The sequence below is a fragment of the Paenibacillus faecalis genome, from assembly GCF_900289175.1.
GTDB classification, from domain to species: domain Bacteria; phylum Bacillota; class Bacilli; order Paenibacillales; family Paenibacillaceae; genus Paenibacillus_AQ; species Paenibacillus_AQ faecalis.
Genome location: NZ_LT985747.1, coordinates 3,502,904 through 3,522,356, shown reverse-complemented (window position 1 = coordinate 3,522,356; position 19,453 = coordinate 3,502,904). Strand labels below are relative to the sequence as shown.

14 protein-coding genes are annotated in these 19,453 nt (G+C 45.7%); 10 read left to right on the top strand and 4 right to left on the bottom strand.

The window, feature by feature from the left end; translation table 11 throughout:
- Positions 1-56 precede the first annotated feature (56 nt).
- Complete coding sequence (gene htpG / locus C8268_RS16580) at positions 57-1,937, top strand: molecular chaperone HtpG (RefSeq protein ID WP_106768698.1); 1,881 nt, start codon at positions 57-59, stop codon at positions 1,935-1,937.
- Between the two features lie 208 nt (positions 1,938-2,145).
- Here htpG and C8268_RS16575 read toward each other — a convergent pair whose 3' ends face one another.
- Positions 2,146-3,201 (bottom strand): S-layer homology domain-containing protein, encoded by a 1,056-nt coding sequence (locus C8268_RS16575; protein ID WP_106768697.1) that lies wholly within the window; start codon positions 3,199-3,201, stop codon positions 2,146-2,148.
- Positions 3,202-3,581: 380 nt separating this feature from the next.
- On the opposite strand from C8268_RS16575, the gene C8268_RS16570 reads away from it, so the two are divergent.
- The 5 genes from C8268_RS16570 to C8268_RS16550 all read left to right on the top strand — a co-directional run bounded on the left by C8268_RS16570 (position 3,582) and on the right by C8268_RS16550 (position 9,940).
- Complete coding sequence (locus C8268_RS16570; protein WP_106768696.1) at positions 3,582-5,054, top strand: arylsulfatase; 1,473 nt, start codon at positions 3,582-3,584, stop codon at positions 5,052-5,054.
- Positions 5,055-5,128: 74 nt separating this feature from the next.
- A complete protein-coding gene (locus C8268_RS16565) occupies positions 5,129-6,019 on the top strand; it encodes a putative RNA methyltransferase (RefSeq protein ID WP_106768695.1) in 891 nt (296 codons plus the stop codon).
- A gap of 307 nt (positions 6,020-6,326) precedes the next feature.
- Entirely contained in the window at positions 6,327-7,859 is a 1,533-nt protein-coding gene (locus C8268_RS16560; RefSeq protein ID WP_106768694.1) for a DUF4127 family protein, read from the top strand.
- Positions 7,860-8,107: 248 nt separating this feature from the next.
- Positions 8,108-9,025: a hypothetical protein gene (locus C8268_RS16555; protein WP_234032852.1), complete on the top strand. Its 918-nt coding sequence runs from the start codon at positions 8,108-8,110 to the stop codon at positions 9,023-9,025.
- Positions 9,026-9,496: 471 nt separating this feature from the next.
- Positions 9,497-9,940, top strand: coding sequence for an OsmC family protein (locus tag C8268_RS16550; RefSeq protein ID WP_106768693.1), 444 nt, complete (start codon positions 9,497-9,499; stop codon positions 9,938-9,940).
- Between the two features lie 75 nt (positions 9,941-10,015).
- Here C8268_RS16550 and C8268_RS16545 read toward each other — a convergent pair whose 3' ends face one another.
- The 3 genes from C8268_RS16545 to C8268_RS16535 are packed head-to-tail and all read right to left on the bottom strand — an operon-like array spanning position 10,016 to position 14,853.
- Positions 10,016-11,839, bottom strand: a complete 1,824-nt coding sequence (locus C8268_RS16545) for an ABC transporter substrate-binding protein (protein WP_106768692.1) — start codon at positions 11,837-11,839, stop codon at positions 10,016-10,018.
- Positions 11,840-11,888: 49 nt separating this feature from the next.
- A complete protein-coding gene (locus C8268_RS16540) occupies positions 11,889-13,397 on the bottom strand; it encodes an ABC transporter permease (RefSeq protein ID WP_106768691.1) in 1,509 nt (502 codons plus the stop codon).
- A gap of 13 nt (positions 13,398-13,410) precedes the next feature.
- The gene (locus C8268_RS16535) at positions 13,411-14,853 is read right to left on the bottom strand and encodes an ABC transporter permease (protein WP_106768690.1); all 1,443 of its coding nucleotides are present in this window, start codon (positions 14,851-14,853) and stop codon (positions 13,411-13,413) included.
- Between the two features lie 177 nt (positions 14,854-15,030).
- Here C8268_RS16535 and C8268_RS16530 point away from each other — a divergent pair, with 177 nt between their 5' ends.
- The 4 genes from C8268_RS16530 to C8268_RS16515 all read left to right on the top strand — a co-directional run bounded on the left by C8268_RS16530 (position 15,031) and on the right by C8268_RS16515 (position 19,305).
- Entirely contained in the window at positions 15,031-16,791 is a 1,761-nt protein-coding gene (locus C8268_RS16530) for an ABC transporter ATP-binding protein (protein WP_106768689.1), read from the top strand.
- A 160-nt stretch (positions 16,792-16,951) separates the two neighbouring features.
- Positions 16,952-17,587, top strand: a complete 636-nt coding sequence (locus C8268_RS16525; RefSeq protein WP_106768688.1) for an SGNH/GDSL hydrolase family protein — start codon at positions 16,952-16,954, stop codon at positions 17,585-17,587.
- 214 nt (positions 17,588-17,801) lie between these two features.
- Complete coding sequence (locus C8268_RS16520) at positions 17,802-18,257, top strand: acyl-CoA thioesterase (protein ID WP_106768687.1); 456 nt, start codon at positions 17,802-17,804, stop codon at positions 18,255-18,257.
- Between the two features lie 49 nt (positions 18,258-18,306).
- Positions 18,307-19,305: a Gfo/Idh/MocA family protein gene (locus tag C8268_RS16515; protein ID WP_106768686.1), complete on the top strand. Its 999-nt coding sequence runs from the start codon at positions 18,307-18,309 to the stop codon at positions 19,303-19,305.
- Positions 19,306-19,453: the final 148 nt, after the last annotated feature.

Sequence of the window (19,453 nt, the reverse complement as noted above, 5' to 3'; positions counted from 1 at the left end):
GCACTCTCGATAGAGGAGTGCTAAAAAATCATTATGCATTGAAGGGAGATTCATTCATGGCTAAAAAGGAATTTAAAGCGGAATCCAAACGATTGCTCGAAATGATGATTAACTCCATCTATACGCAGCGTGAAATCTTTCTCAGAGAGCTGATTTCGAACGCAAGTGACGCAATCGACAAGATTTACTATAAGGCGCTCACTGACGATAATCTAGTATTTAATAAAGATGACTATTATATCAAAGTAAAAGTAGATAAAGACAATCGCACGCTGACGATTACCGATACGGGGATTGGAATGACCCAGGAAGAGCTGGAAAACAATTTGGGTATCATCGCGAAGAGTGGTTCCCTTGCATTTAAAAACGAGAATGAGGCGAAGGACGGGCATAATATTATCGGTCAATTCGGTGTCGGATTTTATTCGGCCTTTATGGTAGCTGATGTGGTGACTGTAACAAGTAAAGCACTCGGCAGCGATCAAGCATTCCGATGGGAATCCTCCGGCGCTGATGGATATACGATCGAGCCTTGTGAGAAGGATACGGTAGGGACGGAGATCGTTCTGAAGATTAAAGAAAATACAGAAGATGACCAGTACGACGAATATCTTGAGGAATATCGACTGAAGGCCATTATTAAAAAATATTCGGACTTTATCCGCTATCCGATCAAGATGGATATGAAAGGCCAGCGTCCTAAGGAAGGCACGGAGAATGAATTTGAGGAATATGTTGAAGAACAAATCGTCAACAGCATGGTTCCGATCTGGCGTAAAAATAAAAGCGAGCTAACAGATGAGGATTACGAGAACTTCTATGCCGAGAAGCGCTATGGCTTTGATAAGCCGCTCAAGCATATCCATATTAAAGCGGACGGGGCCGTTGTATACAATGCGATCATGTTCATTCCGGAAAATACTCCGTTCGATTACTATACGAAGGAATACGAGAAGGGACTTGAGCTGTACTCTAACGGTGTTCTAATTATGGACAAGTGTGCAGACCTGCTTCCGGATTATTTCAGTTTTGTCAAAGGTATGGTTGATTCTGAGGATCTGTCATTGAACATTTCAAGAGAGATGCTGCAACATGACCGTCAGCTGACGATGATTGCAAGAAACATTAAAAGCAAAATCAAAAGCGCACTGCAAAGCATGTTGAAAGACGAAAGAGAAAAATATGAGAAATTTTATCAGTCCTTTGGCAGACAGCTCAAATTCGGTGTGTACAATGATTTTGGTCAACATAAGGATGTGCTGCAAGATCTGCTGATGTTCTATTCTTCCAAAGAGAAAAAGCTGGTTACGCTAGATGAATATGTATCGAGAATGCCTGAGGATCAGAAGTATATCTATTACGCTTCCGGTGAATCGATCGAACGGATTGAGAAGCTGCCGCAGACAGAGCTAGTAGCCGATAAAGGGTATGAGATTCTGTATTTCACCGATGATGTGGATGAGTTCGCGATCAAGATGCTGATGACTTATAAGGAAAAAGAGTTCAAGTCGGTATCAAGCGGCGACCTTGGCATTGAGCCGGATGCGGATGATAAAGCAAGCGAAGCGGAAGAAAGCGAGAACAAAGAGTTGTTCGAGTCGATGAGCAGCATTCTGGGGGATAAGGTAAAGGGTGTTAAAGCATCCAAGCGTCTGAAGTCCCATCCGGTATGTCTGAGCGCCGAAGGCGAATTAACAATTGAGATGGAGAAAATCCTGAGTGCGATGCCGAACAACCAGGATGTTAAAGCGGACAAAGTGCTCGAAATTAACATCCATCATGAAGTGTTCAAGTCTTTGAAGGACGCTCATCAGAACGATAAGGAAAAATTGGCGCTGTACACAAACTTGTTATATAATCAGGCGCTGTTGATTGAAGGCCTGCCGGTTTCAGATCCGGTTGAGTTCACCAATGATATTTGCAAAATCATGGTATAAATAAACGGTACGTGCAATAAACCAGACCTTTGCTTAAGGGGTCTGGTTTATTGTTTATTCAATATCGACAGCCAAAATCATAAGCGGGCCGGTTTCGGCTGCAACACGTTGAAGAGAATGAAATCACAACAGATGAAGGGATGCCCAGATCTGAAAGATCTTAGAGACACCCCTTCCATCAAACGTTATGTTATGTAATCGCAAAGGCTTAGGCGCGAGAGCCATCCCACCATTTATAATAAACCTTGATCTGTCCGGTTGGACTTGAGATGAGCGGGTCAATAACGAGCGTTTTTCCGCTTACTTTCAGCTGAATTTCTTTTTTGTTTTTTACTGCGGAATCGACTTTGGTTAAAAGATATTTCTTATCGATTTTGAAACCGTATAAATCCAGTACGTCCCACAGCATATTGCGCTGCGTGCTATCGCTGCTGTTGGATAGCGTTACACTGCTGAAAGACATGATCTGAGGCTCAAACTGTACGGTGACTGCGTGATCGACCTGACCTTGCTGCTTCGTGCGGGTCATGACGACACCATTATTACCGTCGTCGTAAATGCGATATCCGCTGTATTTTGAAAATACGTTCTGACGGATGACCATATACATATTGTCCCGGTATAAATCCCATTCGGTCGGGAGCTTAGGAAGACTGGCTGCCGGGCTGCTTTCAATCGGACGATCATACAGTATGGACATGCCGCGATCTGTTAAATTTTTAATGAGCTGAAGCACTTCTGCCCGGGTGATCGTTTCGTGGCCCATATATCCGCGGATCGTGTATTCACCTTTAATCCGTCCTTTTGCATATTTTTTACCAAGCACATATTGGATCGCCTGATCTCCTGAATAATTGACTCCATCTGCGCTGGATACGAGTTCTGCAACCTGGGTACGTGTAATATACTGACTTCGGATTTTTTTGTCTGCAAAACCGCGAACCGGATAGTTTTTGAAATAAAGATAGTTATAGTATTTATCAGACCAATATTCAGTCAAATATGATTCTTCCAGATCCTTACCACTGATGCCAACTACAAGCATACGGATGAACTCCGCTTCGGTTACATTTTGATTAGGCATAAATGTGCCGTTAGCATACCCGTTTACGATGCCTTTCTCGACGCCCCACTCGATGGTCGCTTTCGCCCAGTGGTTGTCAATATCGTGAAAAGTTACACCCGCAAATGCCTGATTCGGGTTCAATCCCAGAAATAGGGAAAGGGCTAAAAGCAGGGGTGCAAATCGTCTCAGTCTCAACATGTACAATCCTCCATCTAATATTTGCTAAATTGCTACAAAATACATTGTATAAGTCGATATTTCGAGTGGTCAAGCATATACAGAAGCAGATGTATAAAGTTGGTTATTTGTAACTAGGAACATTTTGGAACTAACATCTAAAGGACTAACCCTTGTTTTGGCAATGGGGAAGAAAAGGACTAATTTGGAATGGGACGCTGGAAGGTGATGAAGAACTACCTAGTAGGCCACCATTGCTTCATATTGCTACAATATTCGTGCCCTACTTTCTAACTTCAGTCATAAAAGGATACAGGAATTGGCCGTTTGAAGGAGAATTGTTGTAAGCAGGATGAAGAAGCAACTACTAATACATAAGATGAAAAGAGGGGTTTCACTTGATGCAACAAGAAAAACTTAATGTGCTTCTGATTACGGTAGATCAAATGCGAGGGGATTGCTTAAGCGCAGCTGGACACTCTGTTGTGGAAACGCCGAATTTGGACAAGCTGGCGAATCGAGGCGTTTTTTTCAAAAATGCCTATTCTGCGACTCCGAGTTGTATCCCTGCCCGTGCTGCTATTTTCACAGGAATGAGCCAGCGATCGCACGGACGTGTAGGTTATATGGATCAGGTTCCATGGACATACCCTCATATGCTGCCGGGGGAGCTGGCTGCTGCCGGATACCACACTCAATGCGTTGGCAAGATGCACGTATATCCGACCCGGAACTTATGCGGTTTTCATAACGTAGTGCTTCATGATGGCTATATGCATTACAATCGGGATAAAAGCCGTGTCCATGTTCTTGAGCACTATGATCAATGCGATGATTATTTACACTGGCTTCGAGGTCAAGCTGGCGTAGATCAGGACCTGATCGATCATGGTTTGGACTGTAATGCGTCAACGGTCACCAGACCGTGGCATTTGGAGGAGAAATATCATCCGACGAATTGGGTTGTTAGCGAGTCTATTGATTTCTTGCGTCGCCGGGACCCTTCGAAGCCGTTCTTTTTATGGACATCCTTTGTTCGGCCACATCCGCCTTTTGATCCGCCACAGGTATATTTCGATATGTATAAGGATCTCGATATTCCACTGCCGCCTGTCGGAAGCTGGGTTGACTCGGAAGCAGCTGCCAAGGGAGATACTTCTCCGGAAACAGCTTTCGGTAAGCTGAAGGAAGCGCGATTGAAGCGTGCACTGGCAGGATATTATGCATTAATTACTCATTTGGATGATCAAATCGGACGTTTGATGAATGCGCTTTCCGAGCATGGGGTTTTAAATGATACGGTGATACTTTTCACCTCAGATCATGGTGAGCTGATGGGGGACCATCATTACTTCAGAAAATCTCTGCCTTATGAAGGCAGCGCCAAAGTGCCATTTTTGTTGTATGACCCGGGCAACCGGCTGTCTCTCAAAGGCGGTTCTACAATAGATCATGTTGTGGAAATGCGGGATATTATGCCGACTCTGCTTGAAGCCGCCGGAGTGCCGATTCCCGACTCGGTTGACGGAAAAAGCGTATTAGACCTATGCCGCGGCGAGGTATCCGAATGGAGAGAGTACATTCATGGTGAGCATTCCCTTGATCATCTCTCCAATCACTACATTACGGATGGGAAAATGAAATACATCTGGTTTTCTCAGTCCGGCCGCGAACAGCTGTTTAACCTGATCGACGATCCGCATGAAGTGACGGATTTGGCGAATTCCCCGTCTATGGCATCAGAACTAGTCAAATATAGAAATATATTGATTCAAGAGCTGGCAGGTCGGGAAGAGGGGTATTCGGACGGAACTTCGTTAATCGTAGGACGAAAACCGCTGGCGTGTCTCAGCCATTTGCTTCATCAGTCGTAATGTGGACAGGCAGTGTGTTATGATAACCGGGTAGCGGATGTTCCGTATATAGATCAGGAATAGGAGTGTTCAACATGACCAGAAGCGGGAAGTTATTAGCAAGTGCCCGGCTTATGGAGCAGAATAAAGCGTTGTTTCGATGTCCGATATGTCGAGATGCGCTGGGCGTAGATGAGGTAAAAAGCTTGCTTTGCGTAAACGGTCACCGGTTTGATCTCGCTAAGCAGGGCTATGTCAATATGCTCACCAATCCGTCCAGGACAAAGTATGACAAACGGATGTTTGAAGCGCGAAAAATGATCAATCAAGCGTCTTTTTTTGAGCCGCTGCTGGTCCGGTTGAGTGAAATTATAAGTGAGCGGCAGGAGTCGATGGGAAACGATAAAGTCGTTCTTCTTGACGCGGGATGCGGGGAAGGCTCTCACTTGAGCGCCCTTCGGGAGAAAGTAAGCTCTCTTCTAGAATCGGACGTATTGGGAATCGGGATCGATATATCCAAAGAGGGAGTGCAGATGGCCGCGCGGGATGACGGCTCTAACCTATGGTGTGTTGCTGACCTGGCAAAATGCCCGTTTGCCGATCAGTCGTTTCACGTCATTCTGAATATTTTATCGCCTTCCAATTATGCGGAATTTGAGAGACTGCTAACAGATGACGGGCTTCTGATCAAGGTTGTACCAGACAGCGAATACCTGAAAGAGCTGAGAAGCTTGTTATATACGGAAAGTGAGCGCCAGGCGTATTCCAATGAGCAGACTGTGGAACTGTTCAAGCAAAGCTTTGAGCTGCTTCATCAGGAACGGCTTCAATATAAGGTTCATCTCGATCCGGTGCAGCTGGAGCATCTGGTGTACATGACCCCGTTATCCTGGGGGGCGGATGAGCAGCAGACCCGGCAGGTACTGAGTAAGCACCTGAATGAAATCAGCTGTGACTTTTTGATTTTGATCGGAAGGAAAAAATAATAGTAATAGTTCATGTGCAAAGCGCCTGATTCATAAGAGAACCGGGCGCTTTTTGATAGTATGCTTAGAAAGGTAAGTATGTTTGATCTCTACTAAAATCCTTGTAGGATGAAACGATCGAACATGCGAATCAGGAGAATCGGCTGAGTCCGGTTCTTTTTGTGTCGGTTTAGACGAATAAATTATTCTTTTTTAAAAATAAAAAAGGAAAAATACTCCCGAGCGGTGCTTTTCTATGGTAAACTGAATCCAACTGGTACTGCTGAAAACATATTTATGAAAACGTTATATAAGGGAGTGCTAATACGTGGAAAAAAAGATCGTATACTTGCCGCTGGATGAAAGGCCGTGCAACTATGAGTACCCGTCGCTATTGATCAAGGGGACTGGATTTCGTATGATTCGTCCGGCACTGGAGATGATGGGACGCAAGAAGCAGCCGGGTAATACCGAACGTCTTGGATCATGGCTTGCGGAAGAATGCAAGAGTGCAGACGGCGCAATCGTTTCATTGGATACGTTGTTGTACGGCGGCATCGTTCCCTCACGCCTTCATCATCTGGATGAAGAGGAAATCATGAGACGGATGTCTCTTCTACGTGAACTGAAGAAACAGAAGCCGGATTTAAAGCTGTATGCGATGCATCTTATTATGCGTTGCCCACAATATTCCAGTTCGGATGAAGAGCCGGATTACTACGAGATGTATGGGCGTGAGCTGTTCCGTAAAGGTTACATCACTCACCGTCTGGAGCTGGGGCTGGCAACCGAAGCGGAGATTGAAGAACTGCGCCAGATCGAGAAGGTGCTGCCGGAAGAGGTGGAAAGTGACTATCTTGGGCGCAGGGCACTTAATCGTGCTGCCAATCAGGAGGTACTTCGATACGTCGAGGAAGGGGTCATCGATTTCCTTATCATTCCGCAGGATGATTCGGCGCCATATGGCTGGACGGCCAAAGATCAGCAGCTGCTGAGAGAGGAAATGATGCTCAGGAATGTGGAGCTGTCCGCCTTGATGTATCCGGGTGCGGATGAAGCCGGCTGTACGCTCACCGTTCGAATGATCAATGAGATGAATGGCGACATGCCTTTTGTGTATCCGCGTTTTTCAGGTACAGGGGCCCCCTTTGTAATACCTCTATATGAGGATAGGCCGCTGTTTGAAAGCGTGAAATATCAAATTTTGGCTGCCGGCGGTCAGGTTGCTGCAAGCGCCCAAGAGGCTGACATGATTCTGCTTATCAATGCCCCTGGTGAAGAGATGACCGAATCAAACAATCAGCCTGCACCAGAGGCATCCTATCAAGTACAGCGCAATACCGCGGAGCTTGTGGAATACGCTAACTTCATTATGAAAAGATATCGAAAGCCTGTCGCGGTTGCCGATGTAGCCTATGCCAATGGAGGAGATTTGCAGCTGTTAAAGCTGCTTCGACAGAAGGGCATATTGTTTGAACTCGCCGGATATGCGGGTTGGAACACAAGCTCTAACACACTTGGGACGGTAATTGCCCAGATGATGCTTTTTGCTAGGTATGGAACAACAAGAGAACATTTGGATTTTCTGGCCCTCCGTTATGTAGAGGATTGTGGTTACTGTGCTTCTGTCCGTCAACAGCTGTCACAAAATCAGGTGAAAGAAATGGGATACTCCTATTTTGAAATTGACGGAACCCGCGGCCATATCGCGTCACTCGTTAGAGAAAATCTGGAGCAGTTTGCTCGTGATCATGTGGATACAGACAGAATCAAGGTGAAAATTACTGATTTGTATATGCCGTGGAATCGAATGTTCGAGGTTGGGGTAGCGGTGGAAACGTCTGAAACGGTTGAAAAATAGAACTGTGTTCGTTAAAAAAGGTTGGTTCTCTGTTACAGGAGATCAACCTTTTTGCAATATGTACAAAAATCACATAATCGTCCTTGACGTTCGCGTTTATTCGTAAACATATACACTCGCCTGAAGCCAGGGAGTTATTTTGTTAGTACCAAAGTATGAATTCAACTTTTTCATATTGGAGGACAAGTTTTTATTAGGTAAAATATCCCTTGGATTCCTTAAATGAGATAAAGCGAGGGGATTGTTTCATGAAAACAAAGTTTCTGTACAAATTCATGCTTATGACGTGTGCGCTTTTGATGGCTATGGCTGTCATATTGCCTGCTTCTTCCGTTGAAGCTGCGGACCAGAAATGGATCAAGCAGGTTTGGAGCGACTACAAAGCTTACAACAAGAAAACCGTCAATGCCTATAAAGCTTATCAGAAGAAGATCGACAAGGAGTTTCAGCAATTCAAAGACTCCAGAAACGATGCATTAGACGCATTGGAGAGCAAGGTTCACGCAGACCAGAAATTATGGATAGATAAGCTGGAAGCTGATCTGGAACAGCTTGAGCAGATGTACCGAAATGATCGTGCAAAAGCGAATGATTTAAGAAAGTACAGAAGCTATATCAATCCTTCGAATTTGACTAGTCCGATGTGGAAGTACAGCAAGGCAGCAACTCGCAGTCATCTGAACAGCACGCTATGGAAGCTTGATAAAGCGTTAACGGACTCCTATTTGAACAGTTACATGTGGTCATACAAGCAGACGATCAATCCGGCAAGTTTGAACAGCGCCGCTTGGAAAATGAAAAATAACGTATCGGATGCTTCTTTAAACAGTAACATGTGGAAGCTGCGCATCAGTTCCAATGCTGGCTCTTTAAACAGTCCGATGTGGAAATATCGTGTAGGGAAAATAAGCAAGACCGAAGCGAAGAAAAGATACAATAAGTCGCATAAAGAACTGACCAAGGCAATCGCCCAGTATAATGCCAATCGAAAAAAGGAAATTGCAAATAAGGCTGCAAGCACGAAGAATAAAGTAGATCAATTGTTCCAGGAAACGATTCAGGCGCTTGAGAAGCAGCGTGAAGAGACGTTGCGAGATATATCCGACCTTCGGAAACAGATCACTGGAGAGGGATTGACGTGGGAGCCGCTGCTTGTTACATCTTAAATAAGCATATTGCATGAAGTAGGAGGCTGTCACAAAAGTAGTTTTACTCACTAGACGAGAGTTGATGAGTAAATTATGCAAAAACTAATGAAATGGCGGTGCCAAGGAGGTTATCCCTGCGCGGCCATTGCTGCTTTTTGGTCTATTGCTGCCTTTTTGAGCAAATTATGGGCAAGCGAAAGAGAACGAAGCAATTCTGGAAAAGCGGTAGCGGTCGCCTTTGTCCTCGATATATCTTCCCTTGTAAAATGAATTCAGGATATTCGGGGGCGAGAGCGATTGGAGGAATGCTTCGTTCCGATAGCGTCCTTAGAACAGACAAAGGAGTCGCCCCGGGTCAATGGATCTCTTGGGACAGCATGCATAGATTATGGTATAGATAAGGATACTAAACTATAAAACAAAATAAAATTATCCCTACCAGATAAGTGTGATATAATGGTGTTAAAATTTTCCGAAAGAGGGATTAACATGCCTTTAGAAACGTTTAAAGCAACAGCACATCTGCAAAAAGGAACGCTAGTGAAAGCGAAATCAAGAAACTTTGAATTAACGATTGATGAGCCGAAGTCTTTAGGCGGTACCGATGAAGGAATGAATCCGGTTGAGATGGTATTGTGCGCGTTGGGAGCTTGCCAAGCGATTGTAGCCAGTGTGTATGCTGGGAAATTCAAAATTGATCTGAAGGATTTCTGGGTGGAGGTAGAAGGAGATCTGGATACAGATGGATTTATGAATAAATCCGATGTTCGGCGCGGCTATTCGGATATAAGATATAACATTCATATTAAGACTGACGCACCACGGGAAACGGTTGAGGAGTTTGTCGATTTCATCGAACGGACTTGCCCTGTTGGGGATACGATCAGCAATCCGGTTCATGTGCAGTTAAACAAGATCATTATTGAGGATTAAGATTAAACAACATAATGAATATAAAGAAGAAACGCTTTGCATCCCATATAAGGATCAAAGCGTTTCTTTTGCGTATTATTTTGAAGCTTGGTAGTTTGCCAGATGCTCTTTTACCTTCGCCGGATCGGCTTTTAACTCGTTGCCGGTTTTGACCAGCGGGCTGAGCGTGGAATAGGCTTTAAGCTTGTTATTGTTGTAGTAAGCTAAAATTTCATCTTGGTTGATGGAATACAGAACCGCTTTTCTCAGGTCTTCATTTTGTGCCACATCACGGTTCTTCGTGTTGAAGAGAAGATAGGACACGGCGTTGCTTTCAATCGTCTGAAGCTTCAGCTTGCTATCGCCTTTAACGACATCATATTTTGTTTCCGGAACGCCGTAGTACAGGTGAATCTCGTTGCTGCGAAGCGCAGACAGCGTGCTGTCGGCATCTTTGATAAAGCGTACTTTTACCTGATTGATTTTTGGCTCATGTTCGGTTCCCTTCATATAACCAGGGTTTTTGTAGAAAACAGCTTCGTAATCATTTTTGTAGGCCATGATGTAAGGACCGCTGGCGTACAGCGTATTGTTGTACTTGTCACCTTCGGTCACCGTGCTTTGATCTCCGTAAGGAATGTCTTTGTTGACATCAAAATTGGCAACGTCATAGGTGTTGATGCCTTCAACTTGCTTTTTGGACACGATTCCGGCGGATTGGTGTGCCAAATAATTTAACACTTGCGGGAACGGCTCCGTTGTTGTCAATTTGATAACCTGGTACTTTCCATCTTTGTTGCTTACTTCATTTTTGTCGGCAACGAGGGTTGAAATTTTGGTATCTAGCCCTTTCTCCAACGCTTGTTTTACCGTTTCGTCGCTACCGGATACTTTTACAGCATCCAGGGAACTCAAGTCCTGAACGATCTCTACGTCTTGAATATGCTCATGCAGTGTATATGTCCGGTGATCTGGAACAGAGTTTTTATCCTTCGCACGGTTTAGAGAGAATACGACGTCCTCAGCGCCGACACGTTCGCCGGAATCAACAGCCAGTTTGTTCTCCACCTTGGCAAAGTTAATATCATCTCTAAGGATGAAGTAGTATTCGGAATTGCCCTCGGCAATGCTGTGATTGTACGATAGTGAGCCTTCGGACGTAATTTTATCGTCATCGGTCAGGTTGATTAGACGAACGTTCATGTTTGTGTTAATTATATTGATCGATCCATCGTTCCCCTTGATTGGGTCAAGGGAGGTCAGGTCGGATATCGATTGAGACAACACGAGAGGCTCTTTGTCGCGCTTGGATTTGTCTTTAAAATCTACAGCTTCCCAAGGCAGCGAGCGGGATTTGGACAGACGGACAGAGTTTTCGTCAAGAATGTCCTTGTTGAATGCTTGACTCTTTAGCGAAGTATGAAGTGGCGCAATATAAGCTTTATCTGCTACGAGACGTTGCTCCAGCTGTTTGTAAGTTTCCTTCGCTTCTTCTGGTGTTTGCTGCGCAGCCAGGTCAATCAGTTTGTCAACCTCTTCATCAGACATGATGCTGTAGTCACCGCCCGTTTTGAACAAGGAGCGCACCGCGTAGTCGGGGTTACCGGTTACGGTTGTCCAGCTGGAGAGGACAACATCATAGTTGCCTGCATCCTGCTGAGCTTTATAGCTGCCATAGTCGGGTTGAAGATTGAGTTTGACATTAAAGCCGTTCTTGGTGAGCTGGTCACGGATGATATTCGCATCCGATTGTTGCGAGCTCATGGCGAGCAGTTCAATCGGAACAGCCGATGGGTTGGCAGGCTGCTCACCTGACGGCTCGGATGGCTGCTGCGATACTTCATCTTTCGTTTTTACAGTGCAGCCGCTGATCACGAGCATTAATGAAAGCAGAAGCAGTATAATCGTTCTTTTTTTCATCTTGATTTCCTCCTGGTCTGATGTGAATTCAAAAGTATAATAATGATCATTAATCCAGCTTGGGATCGAGCGCGTCCCGCAATCCATCACCCAAAAAGTTAAAGGACAATACTAGGGCAATGATGGCAAGTCCCGGGTAAATAGCCAGGTATGGGTTGGTTTCCAGATATGTGCTGCCGATCTTCAGAATATTTCCCCATTCCGGGATATGAGGCTCCACCCCGAGGCCCAGATAGCTTAAGCTGCTGGTGGAGATGACCGCTCCCCCGATGGTCAAGGTGGATTTGACGATCATAGGAGCCAGCGAGTTTGGAACGATATGTTTGAAAATAATCGACAGATTGCTCGAACCAAATGCACGCGCCGCATCTATATACTCATAAGTGGAAACGAGCAGTACGTTCGCTCTCATCGTTCTTGCATACGTCGGAATAGCGCCGACGCTTAGCGCGATGATCAGGTTGACCGTATTGGCTCCGAAAGCGGCGATAATGGCGATCGCCAGCAGGATACCGGGAATCGCATAAAGGACATCCAGCAAACGCATGATAATATTGTCTGTATGGCGGCCATAATATCCGGAAATCGCGCCGAGAGCCCCTCCGATGATTACCGGAATCAACGTGGACATAAACCCGACGATCAATGAAATACGGGCGCCGAAAACGATTCTTGAATACAGACATCTTCCGAAGTCATCCGTTCCAAGCGGGTATGCCAAACTTGGCTGCTGCAAAATTGCAGAATAGTTGTTATCCACTGCGAAACTGTATTCAAACGTAAGCAAGCTGGACACGGATATCGTAAACAGGAAGATGATGAAGAACAATCCAAGCATAGCTGTGTTGTTGGCAGTAATCTTCACCCAGACGTCCGCCCAGCGGGTGACCGCGGGATTGCCGTTTTTGCGGATTTTGGACAGCAGGTTGATGCCGAGAATAAGGGCGAAGATATTGCCCGTTGCCGCCGTCAGGATGAGCGGCAGCGCAAGCCATTTCAGCCTTGAGTCCGCATAATGTCCGTTTACGTATTTAGCAATGAGCAGCAAGGTGGCCAGATGGAATATCGTGACAAATAGCAGCACGACCATTCCAATCAGGAACGTATTGGACACATAAGGCTTAAACATATTTATCGCTGACAAGGCGATAACGAATATTTGCGTCAGTAGCATATATACGGCGATTGTATATTCGGGATTCTTTTCTTTTTTAATAAGATGAAAACCAAATGTTGCAACAAACACATTACCGCTAAAAATACTGAGCAGCTGGATATAGCCGAGTGCACGGGTTGAACGTCTGATCTCTCCGTCACGGATTAGATCTTTTCGGATCCGTGTCGTGATGAAGACCTGCAGCAGTGTAAACAAAGCGTACACAATGAAGGCGATAAATATATACGGCCTTAAACTTTCGTTCCCAAAACTGTAGCTGTTCAGCAGCAGGATCAGTGTTAATGTTAGAGAGACGACCCACGTAAACCCAGCCTGGCTGTACTCCGAAGAGGACTTTAGCTGATATGGGGTATCGCGATGGTTAAATAGCTTCTTAATCATGAGTACACCTGCTTTAGTATTGTTTCATCCTGGAGCGGATACGCGGATCGAAAAAGGCATACATAATATCGATAATGACGTTGACCAGCGATATGGTGATGGCCGTATACACGACCCCGCCCATAATTGCCGGAATATCGGGAATGAACTGTTTATCCACAATGTAGCTGCCAATACCGCTGATGTTAAATACTTTTTCCGTCACTGCCGCCCCGCCGAGCATACTTCCGAACTGCAATCCGATGACGGTTATGATCGGGATCAGAGCGTTGCGCACAGCGTGCTTTCGAAGCACCTGCCGCTTGTTCAGTCCTTTGGCTTTGGCGGTCAAAATATAATCTTCATTAATAACCTCCAGCGTGGAGGAGCGCGTCATTCTGGCAACCGCTGCGGTGAGCCCTGTACCCAGCACGATGATCGGCATAATCATGGAAAGCCAGTTCTGCGGATTATACGTAGCCGGCAGCCATTCCAGCTCGATGGAGAAGGTAAGGATAAAGATCAATCCTTGCCAGAAGTTTGGAATGGATAAGCCTAGCAACGCGATAAACATGAATGTATAATCAAAAAATGAATTCTTTCTAGTAGCCGAGATAATACCGGCTGGAATCGCGATGATCATGGCGAGCAGCAGTGAAATGATCGTCAGCGTCAGGGTCACCGGAAATTTTCTGGCGATGCTGTTCGTAATATCTTCATTGCCGGAGAAGGATTTTCCAAGGTCAAATGTGAAGATGCCTTTAATGTTATTCCACAGCTGGGTCAGATAAGGCTGATCCAGTCCATGTATTTGATTGAATGCCGCAATCTGTTCTGGAGTGGCCGTTTCTCCTAATATGTTCGCTGCCGGATTAAGCGGGGACAGGTACAAAATGGTAAATACGAGAACAGCTACACCAAATATGACAAACACCGTCATAATAAGTCTTTCGAAAATAAACTTTAAATACGGTCTGCTAAACAAAAAAATAAGTATGTACATGAGCAGACCCGGGGCCCATGAAACTGCGAAAAAGACAGGATTCGCAATCAGCGATTCAAAGGTATCCGCAAACGTCAGGCGCTTCTGACCTGTAAGCTCAAGTTGTTTACGAGTATGTTCCTCTACCGCCTCTTGGAACCTGGCTTCCGTTAAAGCTTCAAGCTCTCGATTCAGCTTGTCCTCACTAACCTTCTGCTCGAAAAATTCATGTTTTCGTTTAAGCTGTTCCAGCTGCTGCGACTTCAGCTTGTCACGGTAGCCGGAAGAGATCAGATGAGCCTGAACTTTGGCCTTTAATGTAGTGTACGCGTCCTTCTTACTCTGGAACATATAAACAAGGAAGACCACCAGATTTACTGGTGCTCCCAATAATAAAAGTAAGTATTTATATGAAGGATTTAGAAGGATTTTACGGTACGTGCTGCTGATGTTACTGATAAGCCTGCGCTGGCTTGATGCTTCCGTCACCCCCATAAGGTGTTGTGCCTCCTTCTTTTAAATTGCATTATTCCGACCGATATAGTATATTTTATTTGAGCCTATTTTAAAAGTCAATAGATTAAGAGAGTTCCTCTCTTACTTGGAAATATAAGTACGTTCATCGACGTATTTCAAAGAAGATCATCGCATGAAAAGGCAGGCGAAATACATATGGAACCGATTCTACAAGTAAAAAATCTGAGCGTATCCTTTCAGTCCCGGGATTCAGAATTTCACGCCGTCCGAGGGGTCAGTTTTGAACTGAACAAAGGCGAAACGCTCGGCATTGTTGGCGAATCCGGAAGCGGAAAAAGTGTAACGGCACGTTCAATCATGCGCTTGCTGCCTTCTCCCCCCTCATTGATGAAGGATGGGGAGATTCGCTTTCTTGGTGAGAATCTTGCAGACAAAAGCGAGAAGGAAATGCAGAGCATTCGGGGCTGTGATATGGGCATGATCTTTCAGGACCCGATGACCTCTTTGAATCCGACAATGCGAATTGGCGAACAAATCGCCGAAAGTCTCATTAAACACCAAAAGCTGTCTCAAAAAGAAGCGAAAAAGCAAGCGTTGGACATGTTGAAGCTTGTTGGCATACCGAACAGCGAAACAAGATACAATCAATACCCGCACGAGTTCTCCGGCGGCATGCGTCAGCGTGTGATGATTGCAATTGCGCTGGCCTGCCGTCCGGCGCTGCTTATCGCGGATGAGCCGACAACGGCACTTGATGTTACGATTCAAGCGCAGATATTGAATCTGATGAAGGATATGCAGGAGCGCTTCGGCACATCGATCATTCTCATCACCCATGACCTGGGTGTTGTCGCCGGCATGTGTGACCGCGTTGCTGTCATGAAAGACGGGGTCATCGTGGAGACCGGAACGACAGAAGAGATTTTTGAGAAGCCTCAGCATCCTTATACACTCAAGCTGCTCAATGCTCTTCCGCGGCTTCATGAGAAGAAGAAGCCAAAACCGGTTCCGCTCATTCTGACTGACAAGGACCGCGAGCGTCCTTTGCTTGAAGTGCGCGGATTGAAGCAGCATTTTGATATGGGAAAAGGTCATGTGCTTAAGGCTGTGAACGATATCAGCTTTCATATGCAGGCTGGAGAAGCGCTGGGTCTTGTCGGCGAATCCGGAAGCGGAAAATCAACGACCGGACGAGCTATTCTGCGGCTGCATCAGCCGACAGGCGGTGAGGTACTGTACCAGGGCATGGCGGTTAATCGTTTGAAGAACGCGGAGATGAAGACGATGCGGCGGTATATGCAGATGATCTTTCAGGACCCGTATGCATCGCTGAATCCTCGGTTTAAGATCGTTGATATTATCGGCGAGGCGCTGGATGTTCACAAATTATCAGGAAGCAAGCGAGAGCGCAGAAAGCGGGTCGAAGAGCTGCTTGAAATGGTTGGCCTCAATCCTGCTTTTGCCGATCGTTATCCGCATGAATTTTCGGGTGGACAGCGTCAGCGGATCGGGATTGCCCGTGCGCTGGCTGTGGAGCCGAAGTTTATCGTTTGTGACGAGCCGTTGTCTGCACTTGACGTATCGATCCAGTCGCAGATTGTAAAGCTGCTTGAAGAACTGCAACAGCAGCTTGGTCTAACGTATCTGTTTATTGCTCACGACCTTTCTATGGTCAAGCATATCAGTGATCGTGTAGCCGTTATGTACCAGGGTAAAATCGTTGAGCTTGCGGAAAGCGAGGAGCTGTATTCTAATCCGCAGCATGATTATACTAAATCATTATTGTCAGCGATCCCGATCCCCGACCCGAAGGTAGAATCCAGAAAGAAGCGGGTCTTGATGGAAGAGCGTACCGGGGCGGATATTTACAATCTGGAGCACTCCGAACTGGTTGAGGTGTCCAAGGGTCACTGGGTTGCCCAGCCAGTCAAAACGTCAGCGTATAGCGTAGTATAATTCAATCCCGAGGAGTTCTAAGCCAGGTTCATTTCGACACCTGAAAATAGAGCTCCTCTTTTTTTATGCTGACGTGGGAATTTGATATAATTAGGAGTGAAGCAATATGACTGAAAACGAAATGAACTAGGTGAAGGTCTACCTGTGAAGGAGAAGAGAAATGATGCGATTGAAGAAGGATGACATTGTACTGTTTCAAGGCGACAGCATCACCGATGCCGGCAGAGACCGATATGATCTGAAAGATCTTGGCAAAGGCTACCCGTTGTTAACGGCGGGGCTGGTCGGCATGATGTATCCGGAGTTGAACATCACCTTTTTAAACCGGGGAATCAGTGGGGACAGGGTCAAAGATTTACAAGCGAGATGGCAGGAGGATTGTATTGATCTGAAGCCGACCTGGGTTTCGGTCTACATCGGCATTAATGACTGCTGGCGCCGTTACGATGCTCAGGACCCGACGAGTGTGGAGGATTTCAAGACGGGTTACCGCGAGTTGCTCAAGCAGACAAAGGAAAAGCTTGATGCGAAGCTTATTCTAATGGAGCCATTTGTGCTGCCTTACCCGGAAGATCGTAAAGCGTGGCGCGAGGATCTTGATCCGAAAATTATGGCGGTAAGGGAACTTGCCGCGGAGTTTGATGCTCTGCTTGTTCCGCTGGACGGTTTGTTTGCGGCAGCCGCTGCTAGACGTGAGCCGGCTTACTGGACACCGGATGGTGTGCATCCAACTCCTGCTGGTCATGCCCTGATTGCGCAAGCTTGGATGGAGACGATGGGAATTGGTTTAAAGTAAAGAAGATCGGGCGCACTTGTCATATCAAAGCTTATACTGGCCTTGACAGGAAAAAAATCTTGTCAGGGCTTTTTTTTGACTGCTCTAAGAGAGATTGGATTGTCGAGTTACCTTTAAGTTCGAATAGACTTTGCAGGATCATTATTGACGGGCACAACTGGCATTGATTATCCTTGTAGAAGTGGCTTTAAACAATCCACGAAAGGGGACTCATATGAAAAAGAATACTTTTGTGCAACCGGACCCTCAGAGCTGGTTGGACTCATTCCATTTCTCTATTCCGATCAAGATTCGATATTGTGAGACAGATATGTTGGGGCATGTGAATAATGTGAGTTATTTCATGTATTTCGAGCAAGGGAGGATTGAGTACTTCGAGAACCTGGGACTGACGGATGAACTGTTCGGTGAAGATGCCGTATCGGTTGTCGCCGATCTGGAGTGCCAATACATGGCGCAGTTATATCTCAAGGACCCGCTGATGCTCCATATAAAAGTAGCAGAGATTGGCCGTTCCTCCATGGACGTGCAGTATGCGATCGTGGTGAATGGTGAATTGAAAGCTGCCGGGCGAGGAGCGGTTGTGCTTATTGATACGAAGAGTGGGAAGAGCAAGCCGATTCCTGAAGAAGCACGAAAGGTCATCTCCTCTTTTGAAGGATGGGAATAATCGTGTACAACAAGGATTTCAAATAACACAGGAAAGAAGGCGATGATTCTTGAAAGTACGCTTTGGCATTATCGGCACCAACTGGATTACGGAACGTTTTATACAGGCTGCCCTTGAAACCGAGCAGTTTGTTTTGACAGCAGTATACTCCCGTTCAGAGGAGAGGGGCACTGCCTTCGCAGCACAGTACGATCAACCCATCGCTGTGTTTACAGACCTGCAGCAGATGGCGGCAAGCGATGTGCTGGATGCTGTTTATATTGCGAGCCCCAACTCTTTTCATGCAGAGCAAGCGATCCTGTGTATGAACCATGGAAAGCATGTGCTGTGTGAGAAGCCGATTGCCTCCAATCCGCGTGAGGTGCAGCTGATGATTGAAGCTGCCCGGCGGAACAAAGTGCTGCTTATGGAAGCGATGAAATCCACATTGATGCCGAATTTTAAGGTGGTCAAGGATAATTTGTACAAGCTTGGCCGGGTACGCCGTTATTTTGCAAGTTACTGTCAGTATTCTTCACGCTATGATGCTTTTAAACAAGGAAAGGTTCTCAATACCTTTAACCCGGAGTTTTCGAATGGTTCGTTGATGGACATTGGGGTGTATTGCATTTATCCGATGGTCGTCTTGTTCGGCAGGCCAGAAACTGTACAAGCTGTAGGGGTCATGCTTTCATCCGGGGTAGATGGGGAAGGCAGTTTGCTTCTTCGCTATCCAAAAATGGATGCGGTCATCATGCACTCCAAAATCAGTCACTCTTACGTTCCTGCTGAAATTCAGGGTGAGAATGGCACGATGGTTATAGATAAAATCAACCAGCCTTATGACGTGAAGATTTATTACAGGGATGGAACGATCGAGGATATTACACAATCACAGACGCATGAGTCGATGTATTACGAGGTGAAGGAATTTATCGAGCTGCTTGAAGCCGGCAAGAGGGATAGTGTAATTAACTCTTTGGAACATTCACTGATTACAGCCGAGATTGCTGCGGAAGCGAGAAGACAGATCGGACTTTCGTATCCGGCTGATGACAAGGATATATGAGCGGTTTAATGTTTATGAGCAAAAGCCGGTGATCTTTTCGATTACCGGTTTTTTTGTAAATAAAATGAATTTTTATTCCTTTTTATGTATAATAAAATGGGAAAAACTTATAAAAAAATTGATTCTATAAAAAAATATGCAAAAATAA